The following is a 15092-nucleotide window of genomic DNA, read 5'->3' on the forward strand; positions in this document are numbered from 1 at the left end:
GTGCTCCAGAGCGATTACACGACGTCGCAGCTCGATGTCCTCGAAGCCGAGGCCATCCACATCATGCGGGAGGTCGCGGCCGAGTTCGAACGTCCGTGTCTGCTCTTCTCCGGCGGCAAGGACTCCATCGTCATGGTCCGCATCGCCGAGAAGGCGTTCTGGCCGGCGCCCATCCCCTTCCCGCTGATGCACGTAGACACCGGGCACAACTTCGACGAGGTGATCGAGTTCCGCGACCGGCGCGTGGCCGAGCTGAACGCCCGCCTGGTCGTCGCCTCCGTCCAGGCGTCGATCGACGCCGGCCGCGTGGCCGAGGAGACCGGTCGCCGGGCCAGCCGCAACCGGCTGCAGACCACCACGCTGCTCGACGCCATCGAAGAGCACGAGTTCGACGCGGTCTTCGGCGGCGCCCGGCGCGACGAGGAGAAGGCCCGCGCGAAGGAGCGCGTGTTCTCCTTCCGCGACGACTTCGGCCAGTGGGACCCGAAGAACCAGCGTCCCGAGCTGTGGAACCTCTACAACGCCCGCATCCGCAAGGGCGAGCACATCCGGGTCTTCCCGCTCTCCAACTGGACTGAGCTGGACATCTGGGACTACATCCGGCGCGAGGGCATCGAGATCCCCTCGATCTACTACGCCCACACCCGCAGGGTGTTCGAGCGCGACGGCATGCTGCTCGCCGACCACGAGGTGGTCAACCGCGGCGAGGACGAGCCCGTCTACGAGACCGTCGTCCGCTACCGCACCGTCGGCGACATGACCTGCACCGGCGCGGTCGAGTCCACCGCCGCCACGGTGGAGGAGATCCTCGCCGAGATCGCCGCCACCCGCATCACCGAGCGCGGAGCGACCCGCGCGGACGACCGCACCTCGGAGGCCGCCATGGAGGACCGCAAGAAGGAGGGGTACTTCTGATGCCCCCTCTTGCCCCGCCCCCGCCCCTCCCGCGGCCCGCGCGCACGCCCCTCCGCCGCTCCGCCCGCACACCCGATGGAGAGCAGTTCTGATGGACATCCTGCGTTTCGCCACAGCGGGCTCGGTGGACGACGGCAAGTCCACCCTCATCGGGCGCCTGCTCTTCGACTCCAAGGCGATCTTCGAGGACCAGTTGGAGGCCGTCGAGCGCACCAGCCGCGACCGCGGCACCGAGTACACCGACCTGTCGCTGCTCACCGACGGCCTGCGCGCCGAGCGCGAGCAGGGCATCACCATCGACGTGGCCTACCGCTACTTCGCCACGCCCAAGCGCAAGTTCATCATCGCCGACACCCCCGGCCACATCCAGTACACCCGCAACATGGTCACCGGCGCGTCCACCGCCGACCTGGCCATCGTGCTCATCGACGCGCGCAAGGGCGTGGTCGAGCAGTCGCGCCGCCACGCCTTCCTCACCACGCTGCTGCGGGTGCCCCACCTGGTGCTGGCGGTCAACAAGATGGACCTGGTCGACTACGGGCGCGACCGCTTCGAGGAGATCCGCGAGGAGTTCACCGCCTTCGCGGCCAAGCTGAACGTCTCCGACCTCACCTTCATCCCGATCTCGGCACTGCACGGCGACAACGTCGTCACGCGGTCGGAGAACATGCCGTGGTACCAGGGCACCTCGCTGCTGCACCACCTGGAGAACCTGCACATCGCCTCCGACCGCAACCTGGTCGACGTGCGGTTCCCCGTGCAGTACGTGATCCGCCCCCAGCGCGCCACCGACCCGGCGTTCCACGACTACCGCGGGTACGCCGGCCAGGTCGCGGGCGGCATCCTCAAGCCGGGCGACGAGGTCATGCACCTGCCATCGGGTCTGACCACCCGCGTGGCGGCCATCGACACCTTCGACGGCCCCATCGAGGAGGCCTTTCCCCCCATGTCGGTCACCCTCCGCCTGGAGGACGACATCGACATCTCGCGGGGCGACATGATCTGTCGCCCGCACAACCAGCCGCAGGTGGCCCAGGACATCGACGCGATGGTCTGCTGGATGACCGACGGCCTCAAGCTCGGCCCGCGCTCCAAGCTGGTCATCAAGCACACCACCCGCACGGCCCGCGCGCTGGTGCGCGACCTGCACTACCGGCTGGACGTCAACACCCTGCATCGGGACGAGTCGGCCGGCTCGCTCGGTCTCAACGAGATCGGCCGGGTGTCGCTGCGGGTCACCCAGCCGCTCTTCGTGGACGACTACGCCAGGAACCGTATGACCGGCGGCTTCATCCTGATCGACGAGGCCACCAACGGCACCGTCGGCGCCGGCATGATCGTCGACGCCCGCTGAGGCGTCCCCGCGGACCGATCGCGTCATGCGGGCCGCTGCCCGCTCGCGTGCCCTCGTGGGGCGATGAGGTCCGCCGGCGCGTTCTCGCGGCTCTGTTCCGCGTCCGGTGATGGTCGCCCGGCGGCGTGTTCGCCGCCGGGCGGCCGATCTTCCGGACGTTCGTCCGTGGCTTCCTGTCGAATTCGCGTGGCCTGTGTCGTCGCCTGGTATGACGGCTCGCGATTCGAGAGGTGCACCGATGGACGACGAACGCCACGACCCCGGCCCGGGGACTTTTGTTCAGCACACCGCCGATTTGGTCGCCTCTACAGAACTACGAGAGCTGATCGGCGTCCCCGACCCGGTTGACGCCTCCGACGTCGCTGATCCCTCCGGCGCCGCTGACGCCCGGTCGGGGTGAGCCGGGGGCGGTGCCGGACCGGCTCAGGTCAGGACGAGCCAGGTGCGGCCGTCGATGAGCTCGCGGGCCGCGTCGAGGTGGCCGGCGTGGCAGGCGGTCTCGGTGATGACGTGCATCACGACCTCCCGCGTCGTGTGGAGGCGCCAGTCGCCGAACAGGTCCCCAGGCCACCAGGCCGGCGGGGCGTCCAGCGGCGTGGCGGTGAGCACGGCGTCGGCGGCCTCGATCTCCCGCCGATAGAGGGCGAGGATCTCCTCGGCGGGCACGTCTGGATCGACCTGCCAGGCGTCGTCGGACGGGTCGAGCGCGTCGATGAAGGCCGGGTCTCCGGCGATGACGGCCCTGAACCAGAATCGCTCCACGTCCAGTGCCAGATGCCGCACCAGGCCCAGGCAACTCCATCCCGACGGCAGCACCGGCCGCCGCAGGTCCTTCTCGCCGAGCCTTTCCAGGATCCCCAGCACGTGGCGTCGTTGATCGTTCAGGGCGTCGAGCAGGACCTCGGTCTCAGTGGGAGCCGTTCGCGGCATGCTTGTCATCCTCCTCATCGGCGCGGTCGAGCAGGGCCCGGCGCTCCGGCTTGCTGTGGACGGCGGTGGCGGCCCGCCGGAACAGGGAGGCGGCCCGGGCATGGTCGCCGTCACGGGCGGTGAGATCGGCCTCCGCGGCGACCGCGAGCGGATAGTCGTCCAGCGCGCCGCCGGAGCGCGCGCGGGCCAGCAGATCCAGGCCGGTCGCCGGACCGTAGGCGTAGCCGTGCGCCACGGCGCGGTTCAGTTCCACCACGGGAGTGGGTCGCAGCCGGGCCAGCCGGTCGTAGCAGCGGGCGATCGCCGGCCAGTCGGTGCCGGAGGCCGACTCCGCCGTGGCATGGCGCGCGGCGATGTGCGCCTGCAGCGCGTACGGGCCGTCCTGGCCGAGACCGGCCAGGATGTCCAGGCCGTCGGCGATCGCGGCGTGGTCCCACAGCGACCGGTCCTGCTTGTCCAAGGAGAGCAGGTTCCCCTCGGCGTCGCGGCGGGCGTCGCGCCGGGAGTGGTGGAACAGGAACAGGGCCAGCAGGCCGGCCACCTCGGGCTCGCGCGGCATGAGCAGCCGCAGCAGCCGCGCCAGCCGGATCGCCTCCTCGGCGAAGGCGGGCTCGCCGCCGGCGGTGTAGCCGCGGGTGAACAGCAGGTACAGCACCGCGAGGACGCCGGGCAGCCGCTCGGCGAGCGCCCGTCCGGTGGGCACCCGGTACGGGATGCCCGCACCGGCGATCTTCGCTTTCGCCCTGGTCAGGCGCCGGGTCATGGTCGACTCGCTGACCAGGAAGACGCGGGCGATGTCGGAGGTCGGCACGGCGCAGATCGTCCGCAGGGTCAGCGCCACCCGCGCCTCCATCGACAGCGCCGGGTGGCAGCAGGTGAAGATGAGCCGGAGCCGGTCGTCCACGATCGTGTCCTCCGCTTGCGAGGCAGGAGCACCCCCGTCCTCGGTGGTGAGCGCGAAGACCGCCAGCTCGCGCAACTTGCGGCGCTCCACCGACGCGCGCCGCAGGGTGTCGATCGCGCGGTTGCGGGCCACCGTCATGAGCCAGCCGCCTGGATTGTCCGGCACTCCGTTCACGGGCCACCGCTGCAGGGCCAGCGCCAGCGCCTCCTGGGCGCAGTCCTCGGCCAGCGTCCAGTCACCGATGACGCGGATCAGCGCGGCCACGATGCGCGGGTAGGCGTCGACGGCCGCCGCCGCGGCGGCCGCCTCCGCCGGGGACCCGTCAGGGCGACTCGTCACTGCTCGAAGTCGGCGAACGGCCGCAGCTCCAGCCGTCCCTCCCTGGCCATGGGGTGGGCGCGGGCCACCTCGATCGCCTCGTCGAGGTCGGCGCACTCCAGCAGGTCGAAGCCCACGATCACCTCCTGGGTCTCGGCGAAGGGACCGTCGGAGACCAGCAGCTCCCCGTTGCGCACCCGGACCGTGGTGGCGGTGGACGTGGGAGCCAGCGCCATACCTTGCAGGCGCCGGCCCTTGGCGTCGTTCTCCTCCACCCACACGTCGATGTCAGGCGCGTTCTCCTTGTCGGTGTCAGGCTCGGTATCGGTGCAGACGAACATCATGTACTTCATCTCATCGCTCCCTGGTTCGGTTGCTCGCACCCTAGTGACGAACGCCCTCCCCGCTTCCGGACAACCCGCGCAGATTTCTCCCCTCCAGCATGTCGCGCCCCTGCTCGTGCCTCGTCACTCACTGACTGGACTGTGCGGTCACGTGTCCGACGCCGCAGCGGTGGGAGCGGTAGTTCGCCCATGACGCCCCCCGCCGGCGACGCGCGCCCACTCGCGATCGAGGATTTCGTGGACTCGTTCGGAGATGTCGTCTTCTCCGCTGTGGCCCGCTCCGGCCGCGAGTAGCCGACGACGCCCCTCTCCAGGGAAATGCCCGTCTCCCTGATCGCTCACCATCGATGACTCATGGTGCATCGCCATGAGTGGAGGTGGAGATCGCACAGCAGGACGCGTCCGCTGAGAGCGGTCCGGTCGTGATCTCGCACCAGACGGTGCAGCCGGGGCCGTCGGGGTTGGAACGGAAGCCCCAGTTCCCCGCCGACAGCATGTCGACGATGGCCAGGCCCCGGCCGCCTTCGCCGAGAAGGAACGACGGCTCCATCTGCGTGCGCTCGGCCAGGAGCAACGCCTGCTCCGCCCTGATCCGAGGACGTCCAGTGGACGGGCCTCCGTCCGTCACCTCGACCCGGAGCAGGTCCCCGTCCGCCAGCAGTCGAAGGAGCAGGCATGGGGCGTGGCAGTCCTGGCTGTCCTGGTCGTACGGTCGGTCGTTGTGAGGACCGGTGGCGTGGCGGACGGCGTTGGTGACGAGTTCGGAGACGGCCAGGCGTACCGGCTCGTAGGCCGGGTGCTCCGTTCCGAGCCAGTCCCGGACGGCGGAACGGGCCTGCGAAGCCGACTCTGGGGTGCTCGGGAGGTACAGCTCTTTCAGCGTATCCGGCGCCATTGACATGCCTTTCGCCCGGTCGGTCCGACGGAATTCTCATTTCACTCGGCCGGGCCGGCCGAGGCGCCGCCATGGAGCCGGGGCGGTTCTCATACGGTGGCAAACAATGGGAGACGGTAATGGCGCTTCGGGGTTCGCATTGTGTTCACAATCGCGTGAACCTCCTCGCGGTACTTCGCGAACTCCCTGCATGATGGCCTGGAGCTGTTACCAGGCGGACAGAAGGGAACCCGGCGATGACCATCCCCCTGGCACCGGATCCGTCCATATCCCCGCGCATTCAGTTCGGTACAGAGCTACGCAAATTCCGACTTTCCGCCGGGTTCACTCAGCGGCAACTATGCGATGCGATTCACCTGTCGGTCAGCCAGCTCAGCATGATCGAGAACGGGCACCGGGCGCCGACCATGGATTTGGCGCAACACGTGGACGAGGCCCTCGGGCTCGGCGCCACCCTCACCGGCCTCCTCGACCGCCTCAACCGCGCCGCCGCCCAGCTACCCCGCTGGTTCCGCCCCTGGCTCGACTACGAACGCGAAGCCGAGGCCCTGCGCATGTGGGAGCCGCTCATGGTCCCCGGTCTCCTCCAGACCGAGGAGTACGCCCGAGCCATCCTGAGTCGCAAACCTGGAATCACGCCGGAGCAGGCTGAAGAGCACGTGGCGGCGAGAATGGATCGGCAGAGCATCCTGCAACGACACCGGCCTCCAATGCTCTGGGTCATCTTGGACGAGGGTGTGTTCCACCGTCCCATCGCTGGGCCAGAGCTGATGCGGAGTCAGTTCGAGCACCTCGTGCGTATGGCCGAAAACCCCCATATATCCCTGCAGGTGCTTCCCTACAGAGCGTGCAGCGTGGTTGGGTTGATGGGAGGCTTCGTTATCGCGGACATGCCTGGCGGAGCCCCCTCAGCGGCCTACATTGAGTCCCAAAGCACAGAAGATCGAGTGAGCGACCGATCAGATGAAGTGAAAGGTCTAGAGCTCAGGTATGACCTGATTCGAGTGGACGCCCTGCCACGTTCTGACTCACTTGGCATGATCAAGGAGACGATGCTGAGATGAACGGCGTGACCAGAGGATTTGTGAACCCTCAGTGGCGTAAGTCAACGTACTCCGGCGACGACGGAAGCAACTGCGTTGAAGTGGCTCGGTTGTCGAGTGGACGGCGGGGTGTGCGCGACAGCAAGGACCACTCCCTGATCCCGCTCGTTGTCACCCCGACGGAGTGGGCCGTCTTCCTCGACCACGTGAAGACCCAGCACTTCGCCTGACCTCGATCGAACAGTGGGTGCAGGTGCGGAAACGGACGGCGAACGCTGAAGGGGCCGAGCCGTGACCGGATTGGACGGCCCCGCCCGGCATGCAGGTGGGTGGTCCAGGTGTGGCTGCCCACCCCCATTGTCAGTCCCGGGCGCAGGCGGCGGTCGTTGATGCCCGACACGACGCAGGCGCCCGCCGGCCCTTGGGGCTGATCACGTGGTTGGACGGTGCAGGGTGCGAAGGACGTCGAACTCGTTGCCCTCGGGGTCGGCCATGACCACCCAGCTCCGGTCGGGGCCCTGTCCCACGTCCACCTTGGAGGCGCCGAGGCCGAGCAGCCTGGCCACCTCGTCGTCGGTACTACGGTCGATCGGGCTGACGTCGAGGTGGAGCCGGTTCTTCACGGTCTTGCCCTCGGGCACCGGGATGAACAGCAGAGTAGGCGGCATCTGCCGGGCCCGGACCTCCTCGACGGTCGGCTCCCAGGAGCCGATCTCGACCGTGCCCTCGCTCCGGTCGATCACCTTGAAGTCCAGGACCGCGCACCAGAAGGCCGCGAGCCGCTCCGGATCGTGGCAGTCGACGACCAACTCGGTGAACCTACTGGTCATAACTCCCCCAGACAGTGCGGACGGTGGATCAGTCTATTGGGGCCGCGCCGTCCGTTTGGCAAGTCCGTCACGCCTCGACCACCATTGCCCGGAATCGATCGTCTACTGCGCTGTCCATGGATGTTCACCGGCTCGGGCGCCGCAGCAGGCGCCGGCATCGCCGTACCACCACCCGCCGACCCGGCGCCGATCACTGCAGCACGCGGCACGGGTAGAGAGCCGCGCCCGGTGAACGAATGCGGTCACCGCAACAGCGGACCGGCGACCGGGTGGGCAGCCATGCTCTACTCCCCACCTGCCGGCGGGGTGGGCCCTTCCATCCCTCTGGTGACGGCCGAGCCCGCGCCCGGAAATCCGGTTGCGCGGGCGCGAGAGGGCGTGGGAGGGTCGGACGCGTTGGGATGTGCAGGTACACGGTGAGGAATGAAGTCCATGGTTTCGGCGAGCCTTAGTGGCCGCCGTCGGCGCTGATCGGGTTCTCTGCCAAGAGCACCTTTCAGTGTCCGCGTCCGTCTTACGGCGGCCCCACGTGCGGTGTCCGACACCGCTCCATCTCCTTCTGCGGAGATGGCCCCGGCCCGAGGCCGGGTCTGACAAAGCATGCGGCTCCCGATCGCGGGAGCGCGCTTCACCATGTCATCTACGTGAGGTCATCATCACCGTGGGCACCAACGTCCAGAGTTTCGCCGTCGCCAACCTCCGCCGCCGTCCCGTGGTCGTGGAGGTCGGTGGCTTCGTCGTGGGGGTCGACCCCAGCACCACCAGCCCATTCATCAACTACGCGACCCCGTTGCCCGGTGCTCGGCCCACCGGCCGGGACGTCGCCGCGCTGATCGACGCGTTCCGTGAGCGCGGTCTCAAGCCGCGACTGGAGTTCGCGCCGGACGCCGCGCCCGCCGTGGAGGCGGCGCTGAGCGAGGCTGGATTCACCGTGGAGGAGGTCCACGAGTACCTGGTCTGCACCCCGGCCACGCTGACGATGCCGCCGACGCTCGGTGAGCTCGCATCCGCGTCGACATCCACGTCCGCATCGGCATCCAGGTCATCCGCATCCACGTCGGCATCCGCATCGGCATCCGCCTCGGCATCGGGAACCGCATCCGCGGCCACGTCGGCAGACGCGCAGTACGGATGGTTCCGCGTGGAGAGTCCCGATACGGACGCGGAGTACAGGGCGATCGACGCGGCGTTGGCCGAGGCGTTCAGCGGGGTGTTCGCGTCGTCTCCGGAGGGGGCGGCGCGGCTGCGCCGTACCGAGGACGATGGCGGGGCGGTGCGGTTCGTCCGGGCGTCCGAGGGCGGCTGCGCCGGCGCGGCCATGTGCTCCGCGCCGGCCGAGGGGACCGCCGAGCTGGCGGGTGTGGGGACCCGTCCCGCCTTCCGTGGCCGAGGCATCGCGGCCGCGGTCACCGCCGCGCTGGCCGAGACCATGTTCGCCCGCGAGGCGCGGTCGGTCTGGCTGGAGTACTCCGGTGACGGGTCGCGCCGCGTCTACGAACGGGTCGGCTTCCGGCCCGAGGGCACCCGCCTCTACATGTCGCTCGAGCCGGTGGAAGAAGTCGATTCGCCGACCGGCGGGTGATGGTTCACCTGCTCGGTTGACCAGCGCGAGTCTGCCGGTCGGCGGCTGCTGGCCGCCGACCGGCCCTCAGCCGGCCGCCGGCCGGCTCTGAGCCAGCCGGCTCGACCGGCCGCGGACCAGCTCTGAGCCAGCCCGCTCGACCGGCCGCGGACCAGCCTCATGAGCGTCGGCGCGCTAGCGGTAGTAGCCCTCCACCGGGACGCGGGCCTCGTCGAAGAGGGCGGGGCCTTCGGCGGGGGCGTCGGTGAAGGCGGTGCCGGGCGGCTTGAGGGTGTCGAGCTGCTCGCCGGACAGGGCGTATACGACCCGGCCCAGGCCCGAGCGGGCGATCGCGCCGGCGCACATGCCGCAGGGCTGGCAGCTGGTGTACATCGTGGTGGCCGCCGCGGTGGCCGGGTCGAGCTCGCGGGCGGCCCAGCGGGCGAGCTTGAGCTCCGGGTGGGCGGTGATGTCCCGGTCGGTGAGGGAGGTGTTGTGGTCCTCGGCCAGGATGGCGCCGTCCGGGCCTGCCAGCAGCGATCCGAACGGCGGGTTGCCGCCGGCCCGTGCCTTGGCGGCCAGCTCGATGGCCCGGCGCAGCAGTTCTTCGTCCTGGTGTGTCATGGTCAGTCCTCCACGGTCTGTTCGGTCGTGCTCCACCGGCTCGCCACGGTCGCGAGGGCGTGCCAGGCCCGCTCGGGGCGCAGGGTCTCGTCGGGGTCGCCGTCGAACGGGTCGAGGACGACGGTGGTGGCGCCCAGGTCGCGCAGTTCGCGAAGGTCCTCGTCGATCTGGTCGGCGGTTCCCACGCCTGCGAGACGGTCGGGGGAGGCGACGGGCATGTCGGTGACCTGAAGTGCGATGCGCGGCACGAGCTCGGGAACCGGCCGTCCCTGCTCGTGGGCGAACTCCCGAATGCGTTCCAGCGCCCCGTGCAGCCATGGCATGGTGAAGCGCAACGGGTGCCATGCCTCGCCGAAGCGGACGGCCCGGCGCATACCGGCGTCGCTGTTGCCGCCGACCCAGATGGGGATGCCCGCCGCCTGGTAGTCCTCCTCGTTCTCCCAGGCGGCGCGGATGGCGCGCAGGTTCTCGTCGGTCAGCGCGCCGCGCCGCTCGTAGGGCACGTCGAGGGCGGCGAACTCCTGCCGGGCCCAGCCGACCCCCACCCCGAGGACCAGCCGTCCGCCGCTGAGCTGGTTGAGGTTGGCGGCCATGCGGGCGGTCAGCAGCGGGTGGCGGTAGGGGAGCAGCAGCACCGTCGTGCCCAGCCGGATCCGGTGGGTGATGCCGGCCAGCCACGCCAGCGTGGTGAACGGCTCGTAGAACGGCGGCGGGTACTGCTCGGCGACGTCCGGCGTCACCACGAGGTGGTCGGAGACCATGAGCAGGTCGAAGCCGAGGCCCTCGACGGTCTGTGCCCACTGCCGTAGCGTTCCGGGGTTGGTGCCGGGGCCGAAATTCGGGACGTTCACGCCTATTCGCACAGCTTAAGGCTAGCCAGCCGCCATGATCGCGGGAAGGGACTGTTCCCGGCGTTGGAGCCGCTCAGCCGGGATATGTGCCGGTATATTCGGCGAATGGCCGTGAATCTTGATGCGACCGACTGGTCCATCCTGGCCGAGCTCCAACGCGACGGCCGGGTGCCGCTCACCGAGCTGGGGCGCCGGGTGAGCCTGAGTGCCTCCGCCGTGACCGAGCGGGTGCGGCGGCTGGAGGCCGAGGGCGTCATCACCGGATACCGGGCCGAAATCGACCTGCCGAAGGTCGGCCTCGCCGTGCTGGCCGTGGTGCGCCTGAAGTACCCCGGCAGCCGTCACGAGCCGCTGCACCGGATGCTGGCGGAACGCCCGGAGATCCTGGAGTGCCTGCGCACCACCGGCGAGGACTGCTACACGCTGAAGGTCGCGGCCACCTCCATGGTCCACATGGAGAAGGTCGTCGACGAGCTGGCCGGCTTCGGCAGCACCACGACGAACATCGTCTACAGCCACACCCTCCCCTACCGGGGCCCACGGACGTCCGGTTCCTAGGTCCGCCTCGCGAAACGGGCGGTGCCGGCGGCGGGACGTGCGGTCGGACCGGGGGTTCCGGCGGCGGGACGTGCGCTCGCGGGCCGGGGCGTGAACTCGTCCCGGGGGTTGTGGAGAGACATGGGCGACACATCCCCCACGGGAAGGCCGGCTCGATGCCATGGTGCCGACGATGACCGCACCCCCCACCGCAAGGAGCGTCCTGGACTCGGACCTGATCGCCGAGTCCAGAGGACGACCGGAGGCGTTCGCGACGCTGTTCGACCGCTACGCCGCGATGCTCTACCGGTACGTCTCCCGCCGGCTCGGCCCCGAGGTCGCCGAGGACCTGGTGGGCGAGACGTTCCTCATAGCGTTCGGCCGCCGGGACCACTATGACCTGGCTTATCCCGACGCGCGGCCCTGGCTGTTCGGCATCGTCACCAAGCTGGTGTCCCGGCACCACCGCGCCGAGGCGGCCCGCTACCGCGCCCTGATGCGCAATCCCGTGGACGCCGTCGTGGAGGGGCATGCAGAGCAGGTCGCGAGCGAGGTGACCGCGAGAGCGTCCCGGTCGGTGCTGGCCCCGGCGCTCGCGGGGCTGTCCCAGGGCGACCGTGACGTCCTCCTGCTGATCGCCTGGGGGGACCTGTCGTACGAGGAGGTCGCCCACGCGCTCGGCATCCCGATCGGCACGGTCCGCTCGCGCCTCAACCGGGCCAGGCGCAAGGTGCGCGCCGTCCTCGGCGACACCAACCCCATGCACGAGCAGGAGGAGGACCGATGGACGAGCTGAGGGTGCTGCGCGACTTCGGCCGCGACCTGGAGCACGAGCCCCCTGCGACGCTGGCCGGGCAACGCCGCCGGCTCCTCGATGTGATCGCCGCCGCCTCCGAGACGTCCTCCGATCGGGCCCCCACGGGCGCCACCCATGACCGGGCCTCCTTCACCACGGGCGCGACCTCTGACCGGGCCTCCTTCACCACGGACGCCGCCTCTGACCGAGCGTCCCTCGCCACGGGCGCCGCGGCCGATCGAGGTTCGGCCGCCTCGGAAACCCCGGCCACGGTGGCGTTCGGGGGCTCCGGGGCGGGCGCGGGCCGCGGACGGCGCGGGCGATGGGCGGCACTCGCACGGCCCTGGCGCGGCGCGGGGTGGGTGGCGCTCGCGGGGGCCGCCGCCGTCACCGCCGCGCTGGTGATCGTGCCCACGGTGCTGCTCCGCGGCGCCACGCCCGCCGGGACGACCGTGTCCGCGCCGACCTGGGACCGGCCCGCGAAGCCGGGCGGCGGCGCGCTCAACGTGCTCGTCGTGGGCTCCGACCAGCGGCCGGGGCCGAAGGGCATGCCCGCCGGCTCCCTCGGCGAGCGGAGCGACGTCATGATGCTGGTGCACGTGGCGGCGGACCGTAAGAAGGTCCAGGCGATCAGCCTGCCCCGGGACTCCATGGTCCGCATTCCGGCGTGCCGGTCGCGGTCCGGTCAGGACATCCCCGCACGCACGGACATGATCAACCAGGCGTTCGCCGCCGGGGGACTGAGCTGCGCCTGGAAGACCGTCGAGAGCACCACCGGGGTCCACGTCGACCACGCGGTGGAGATGCGCTTCTCCGGGTTCAAGGACATGATCGACGCGCTCGGCGGGGTGGAGGTCACGCTGCCCGCGGCGGTGAAGGACCCCAAGTCCAAGCTCGACCTGCCCGCCGGCCGGCAGTTGCTCAGAGGCGAGCAGGCGCTGGCGTACGTGCGGACCCGTTACGCGCTCGGCGACGGGTCCGACATCTCGCGAATTCGACGGCAGCAGGCGCTCCTGCGTCCTCTGCTGGACCGGGTGCTGGCCAGCGTCGACGAACCGGACAAGCTGCTACCGCTGTTCCAGGCCGCGCGGAGTGCCTTCACCACCGACGTCGACATGGACTTCGACACCTTCCTCACGATCATGCAAGGTGTCCGGGCGAACGGCGCCGGCTCCGTCCGGATCATGATCGTGCCGGTACGTCCCTACCCTGCCGACCGCAACCGCCTCGAATGGCTCCAGCCGGACGCCGCCCGCCTGTTCGCCCAGCTCAGAACGGACTAGACGAATCCGGCGAACCGCCACCCCGGACCGGCCTCGGGGTGGCGGACTCCGGCGGGGATCGGTCAGGGGACGACGCCGTTCAGAACGGGGATGAGGTGCTCCTCCTCGTAGTCCAGGTGGGCTTCCAGTTCGGCGGTGAGCCGTTCCACGTCGGCGAGCACGGAGGCGGTGTCGGGGGCGGTGGGAGTAGCGGTGCCGGGAGCGGTGCCAGGAGCGGTGTCGGGGGCGGTGCCAGGAGCGGACCCCTCGCCCGAGAGCAGGTTCTGCAGTTCGTCCAGCAGCCGCCTGATCGTCTCGTGCTCCTCGCGCAGCCGCGCCAGAGGCGAGGCGAGCTCCGGATGCCGCTCGCCGAGGGTGGGGAGCATGTAGGTGTCCTCCATCAGGTGGTGGTGGTGGAGCCCCTGGCAGACGGTCAGGCAGTTGACGCGCAACTGCGCCCCGAGGCTCCGGCCCGACGCGGCGACCTCCTTGCGGATGAGCGCGAGCTCCCGCCGGAAGGCGTCGTGGACGGCCTTGAGGAAGTCGCCCGGCGCGCCGGAGGGGGGAGGCGGGCCGAGGGGGCGCAGGGCGACGACCGGGATGATCCGGGAGGTCTTGGCCTGGTAGGCGGCCCATCCCGGGTCCGCCTCGGCGGCGCGGGCGAAGATCTCTTCGCGTTCCTTCCCTTCCAGGACGACCGCGTCCGCCTCGTAGGTGAAGATCCCGTTCTCGACGGTGACCCGTGGATGGGCGAGGAGGTTGTGGTACCAGTCGGGATGCTTCGGACTGCCGGCGGCCGAGGCGATGATGACAAGCCGCTCGCGGTCCGGCAGGTAGGCGACCGGGGTCGTATGACGGGCTCCGGTTCTGGCCCCTGTCGTGGTCAGCAGGAGGAGCCGCGCGTCCTCGAAGGGGGCGCCCACTTTCCCGCGGTTGGCGCGGAACTCGTCGATGATCTTCTGGTTCCAGTTTTCGGGCATGGTCAGATCTGCTCCTGGCATGTTCGGGTCCGCGGACGCGCCGCGGCGATTACTCGTCCGCGGTCGCGCCGCGGTGATGGGTCAACGGCCGGTGTCCGGCGGGCCTGGGGCGGATCCGCGCGCGACGCGCCGCCGTACGCCCGTGTTGGAAGATCGTCGGACGACGGCGGAGCGGACGTGCGAAACCGCGTCGGCACGGGGTGCACTGCTGTGGCCGTACTGGGGGTGGAACGGCGTGACGTCACCGCGCGTGGTCGGGCCGCCGGAGCGGCGCATCCGTCACCGGGCGGTCAGAAGCGAGGGCGACTCTCCGAGGGAGGCGGGTTTTGTGCCACCCAAAGGAGTTCTGTGCCGCCGGAAACAGCTCTGGACCGCCGGAGGGAGCTTGTGCCACCGGAGGAGGGGACGACGCGCGGGCGCGACGCGATGATCAGGCGCGGCCTGTGGAGTAAGAACTCACGACATCATCCCCTATAGGTCGGGTGCCGCCCTGCCCGTCGCCTTCGCGGCCGACGTCACAACGACACGCGGATCATTACAGGCCGTCCCCGCAAACCCTGTCAACCCCCACCATCAATCTCACACCGGCACAAGCACCATGGCCACGTCCCCACCGCCCACCGGCGCCGGCCTCACCGCACCCCCATCCCGCCGCCGCGGCGCCGTCAAGGTGTCCAGGTGGGTGTGGGGTGTGACGCTGATGCGGCGCACGCGATGCCGGGCGTGCCGCACTTTCATTCCGCCGCGGCGGCGCCGTCAAGGTGTCCACGTGGGATGCGGTGTGACGTGGGGCACGCGATGCCGGGCCGACCGCACCCGCATCCCGCAGCCGCGGCGGCGCCGTCGAGCTGTCCACGGGGAATGGGGGTGCGGGGCCGATGTGCGATGGCGGGCCGGTCGGCCTGGGCGGACGCTGTCGTGGCTCCCGCCGCATGGTCTTAGGGAAGA

Annotated in this window: 17 protein-coding genes; 9 read left to right on the top strand and 8 right to left on the bottom strand. The window is 70.2% G+C overall.

What is annotated here, in order from left to right; genetic code table 11:
• The 3 genes from cysD to ABZT47_RS12655 all read left to right on the top strand — a co-directional run bounded on the left by cysD (position 1) and on the right by ABZT47_RS12655 (position 2669).
• Complete coding sequence (cysD, locus tag ABZT47_RS12645) at positions 1-915, top strand: sulfate adenylyltransferase subunit CysD (RefSeq protein WP_354839803.1); 915 nt, start codon at positions 1-3, stop codon at positions 913-915.
• Positions 916-1006: 91 nt separating this feature from the next.
• Positions 1007-2269, top strand: coding sequence for a sulfate adenylyltransferase subunit CysN (cysN, locus tag ABZT47_RS12650; protein ID WP_354839806.1), 1263 nt, complete (start codon positions 1007-1009; stop codon positions 2267-2269).
• Between the two features lie 238 nt (positions 2270-2507).
• Positions 2508-2669, top strand: coding sequence for a hypothetical protein (locus ABZT47_RS12655; protein ID WP_354839809.1), 162 nt, complete (start codon positions 2508-2510; stop codon positions 2667-2669).
• Positions 2670-2692: 23 nt separating this feature from the next.
• Here the strand turns inward: ABZT47_RS12655 and ABZT47_RS12660 are convergent, their stop codons facing one another.
• From ABZT47_RS12660 to ABZT47_RS12675, 4 genes are all read right to left on the bottom strand, one after another.
• Complete coding sequence (locus ABZT47_RS12660) at positions 2693-3199, bottom strand: DinB family protein (protein WP_354839811.1); 507 nt, start codon at positions 3197-3199, stop codon at positions 2693-2695.
• A complete protein-coding gene (locus tag ABZT47_RS12665; protein WP_354839813.1) occupies positions 3177-4442 on the bottom strand; it encodes a sigma-70 family RNA polymerase sigma factor in 1266 nt (421 codons plus the stop codon). Before ABZT47_RS12665 ends, ABZT47_RS12660 begins: the two co-directional genes overlap by 23 nt.
• The gene (locus ABZT47_RS12670) at positions 4439-4774 is read right to left on the bottom strand and encodes a YciI family protein (RefSeq protein ID WP_354839816.1); all 336 of its coding nucleotides are present in this window, start codon (positions 4772-4774) and stop codon (positions 4439-4441) included. The genes ABZT47_RS12665 and ABZT47_RS12670 overlap by 4 nt, the downstream gene beginning before the upstream one ends.
• 343 nt (positions 4775-5117) lie before the next feature.
• On the bottom strand, positions 5118-5660 hold the full coding sequence (locus ABZT47_RS12675) for an ATP-binding protein (RefSeq protein ID WP_354839819.1): 543 nt from the start codon (positions 5658-5660) through the stop codon (positions 5118-5120).
• 236 nt (positions 5661-5896) lie between these two features.
• Between ABZT47_RS12675 and ABZT47_RS12680 the strand changes: the two genes are divergently transcribed.
• Both ABZT47_RS12680 and ABZT47_RS12685 read left to right on the top strand, forming a co-directional pair.
• Positions 5897-6724, top strand: a complete 828-nt coding sequence (locus ABZT47_RS12680; RefSeq protein ID WP_354839822.1) for a helix-turn-helix transcriptional regulator — start codon at positions 5897-5899, stop codon at positions 6722-6724.
• Entirely contained in the window at positions 6721-6933 is a 213-nt protein-coding gene (locus ABZT47_RS12685) for a DUF397 domain-containing protein (protein ID WP_354839825.1), read from the top strand. The genes ABZT47_RS12680 and ABZT47_RS12685 overlap by 4 nt, the downstream gene beginning before the upstream one ends.
• Before the next feature lie 201 nt (positions 6934-7134).
• Here the strand turns inward: ABZT47_RS12685 and ABZT47_RS12690 are convergent, their stop codons facing one another.
• Positions 7135-7533: a VOC family protein gene (locus ABZT47_RS12690; RefSeq protein ID WP_354839828.1), complete on the bottom strand. Its 399-nt coding sequence runs from the start codon at positions 7531-7533 to the stop codon at positions 7135-7137.
• Between the two features lie 661 nt (positions 7534-8194).
• On the opposite strand from ABZT47_RS12690, the gene ABZT47_RS12695 reads away from it, so the two are divergent.
• Positions 8195-9115 carry a GNAT family N-acetyltransferase gene (locus ABZT47_RS12695; protein WP_354839831.1) on the top strand — a complete coding sequence of 307 codons (921 nt, stop codon included), beginning with the start codon at positions 8195-8197 and terminating at the stop codon, positions 9113-9115.
• Positions 9116-9289: 174 nt separating this feature from the next.
• Here the strand turns inward: ABZT47_RS12695 and ABZT47_RS12700 are convergent, their stop codons facing one another.
• Positions 9290-9718 (bottom strand): nucleoside deaminase, encoded by a 429-nt coding sequence (locus ABZT47_RS12700; RefSeq protein ID WP_354839833.1) that lies wholly within the window; start codon positions 9716-9718, stop codon positions 9290-9292.
• Positions 9719-9720: 2 nt separating this feature from the next.
• Positions 9721-10569, bottom strand: coding sequence for an LLM class flavin-dependent oxidoreductase (locus tag ABZT47_RS12705; protein ID WP_354839836.1), 849 nt, complete (start codon positions 10567-10569; stop codon positions 9721-9723).
• A 105-nt stretch (positions 10570-10674) separates the two neighbouring features.
• On the opposite strand from ABZT47_RS12705, the gene ABZT47_RS12710 reads away from it, so the two are divergent.
• The 3 genes from ABZT47_RS12710 (at position 10675) to ABZT47_RS12720 (ending at position 13185) form a co-directional block, all read left to right on the top strand.
• Positions 10675-11127: an Lrp/AsnC family transcriptional regulator gene (locus ABZT47_RS12710; protein ID WP_354839839.1), complete on the top strand. Its 453-nt coding sequence runs from the start codon at positions 10675-10677 to the stop codon at positions 11125-11127.
• Between the two features lie 172 nt (positions 11128-11299).
• The gene (locus tag ABZT47_RS12715) at positions 11300-11902 is read left to right on the top strand and encodes a sigma-70 family RNA polymerase sigma factor (protein WP_354839842.1); all 603 of its coding nucleotides are present in this window, start codon (positions 11300-11302) and stop codon (positions 11900-11902) included.
• Positions 11890-13185 carry an LCP family protein gene (locus ABZT47_RS12720; protein ID WP_354839845.1) on the top strand — a complete coding sequence of 432 codons (1296 nt, stop codon included), beginning with the start codon at positions 11890-11892 and terminating at the stop codon, positions 13183-13185. The genes ABZT47_RS12715 and ABZT47_RS12720 overlap by 13 nt, the downstream gene beginning before the upstream one ends.
• A 62-nt stretch (positions 13186-13247) precedes the next feature.
• On the opposite strand, the gene ABZT47_RS12725 is transcribed toward ABZT47_RS12720, so the two are convergent.
• Positions 13248-14144: a nitroreductase/quinone reductase family protein gene (locus tag ABZT47_RS12725; protein ID WP_354839847.1), complete on the bottom strand. Its 897-nt coding sequence runs from the start codon at positions 14142-14144 to the stop codon at positions 13248-13250.
• Positions 14145-15092: the final 948 nt, after the last annotated feature.

This window comes from Sphaerisporangium sp. NPDC005289, assembly GCF_040607455.1.
Taxonomy (GTDB): Bacteria; Actinomycetota; Actinomycetes; order Streptosporangiales; family Streptosporangiaceae; genus Sphaerisporangium; species Sphaerisporangium rhizosphaerae.

What these genes read in the sequence shown, in the direction of transcription:
- ABZT47_RS12690 (WP_354839828.1), bottom strand. Translation starts at nt 7,533, where the DNA reads ATGACCAGTAGGTTCACCGAGTTGGTCGTCGACTGCCACGATCCGGAG.
- ABZT47_RS12660 (WP_354839811.1), bottom strand. Translation starts at nt 3,199, where the DNA reads ATGCCGCGAACGGCTCCCACTGAGACCGAGGTCCTGCTCGACGCCCTG.
- ABZT47_RS12700 (WP_354839833.1), bottom strand. Translation starts at nt 9,718, where the DNA reads ATGACACACCAGGACGAAGAACTGCTGCGCCGGGCCATCGAGCTGGCC.
- ABZT47_RS12655 (WP_354839809.1), top strand. Translation starts at nt 2,508, where the DNA reads ATGGACGACGAACGCCACGACCCCGGCCCGGGGACTTTTGTTCAGCAC.
- cysN (WP_354839806.1), top strand. Translation starts at nt 1,007, where the DNA reads ATGGACATCCTGCGTTTCGCCACAGCGGGCTCGGTGGACGACGGCAAG.
- ABZT47_RS12670 (WP_354839816.1), bottom strand. Translation starts at nt 4,774, where the DNA reads ATGAAGTACATGATGTTCGTCTGCACCGATACCGAGCCTGACACCGAC.
- ABZT47_RS12675 (WP_354839819.1), bottom strand. Translation starts at nt 5,660, where the DNA reads ATGGCGCCGGATACGCTGAAAGAGCTGTACCTCCCGAGCACCCCAGAG.
- ABZT47_RS12685 (WP_354839825.1), top strand. Translation starts at nt 6,721, where the DNA reads ATGAACGGCGTGACCAGAGGATTTGTGAACCCTCAGTGGCGTAAGTCA.
- ABZT47_RS12710 (WP_354839839.1), top strand. Translation starts at nt 10,675, where the DNA reads ATGGCCGTGAATCTTGATGCGACCGACTGGTCCATCCTGGCCGAGCTC.
- ABZT47_RS12680 (WP_354839822.1), top strand. Translation starts at nt 5,897, where the DNA reads ATGACCATCCCCCTGGCACCGGATCCGTCCATATCCCCGCGCATTCAG.
- ABZT47_RS12720 (WP_354839845.1), top strand. Translation starts at nt 11,890, where the DNA reads ATGGACGAGCTGAGGGTGCTGCGCGACTTCGGCCGCGACCTGGAGCAC.
- ABZT47_RS12725 (WP_354839847.1), bottom strand. Translation starts at nt 14,144, where the DNA reads ATGCCCGAAAACTGGAACCAGAAGATCATCGACGAGTTCCGCGCCAAC.
- ABZT47_RS12715 (WP_354839842.1), top strand. Translation starts at nt 11,300, where the DNA reads ATGACCGCACCCCCCACCGCAAGGAGCGTCCTGGACTCGGACCTGATC.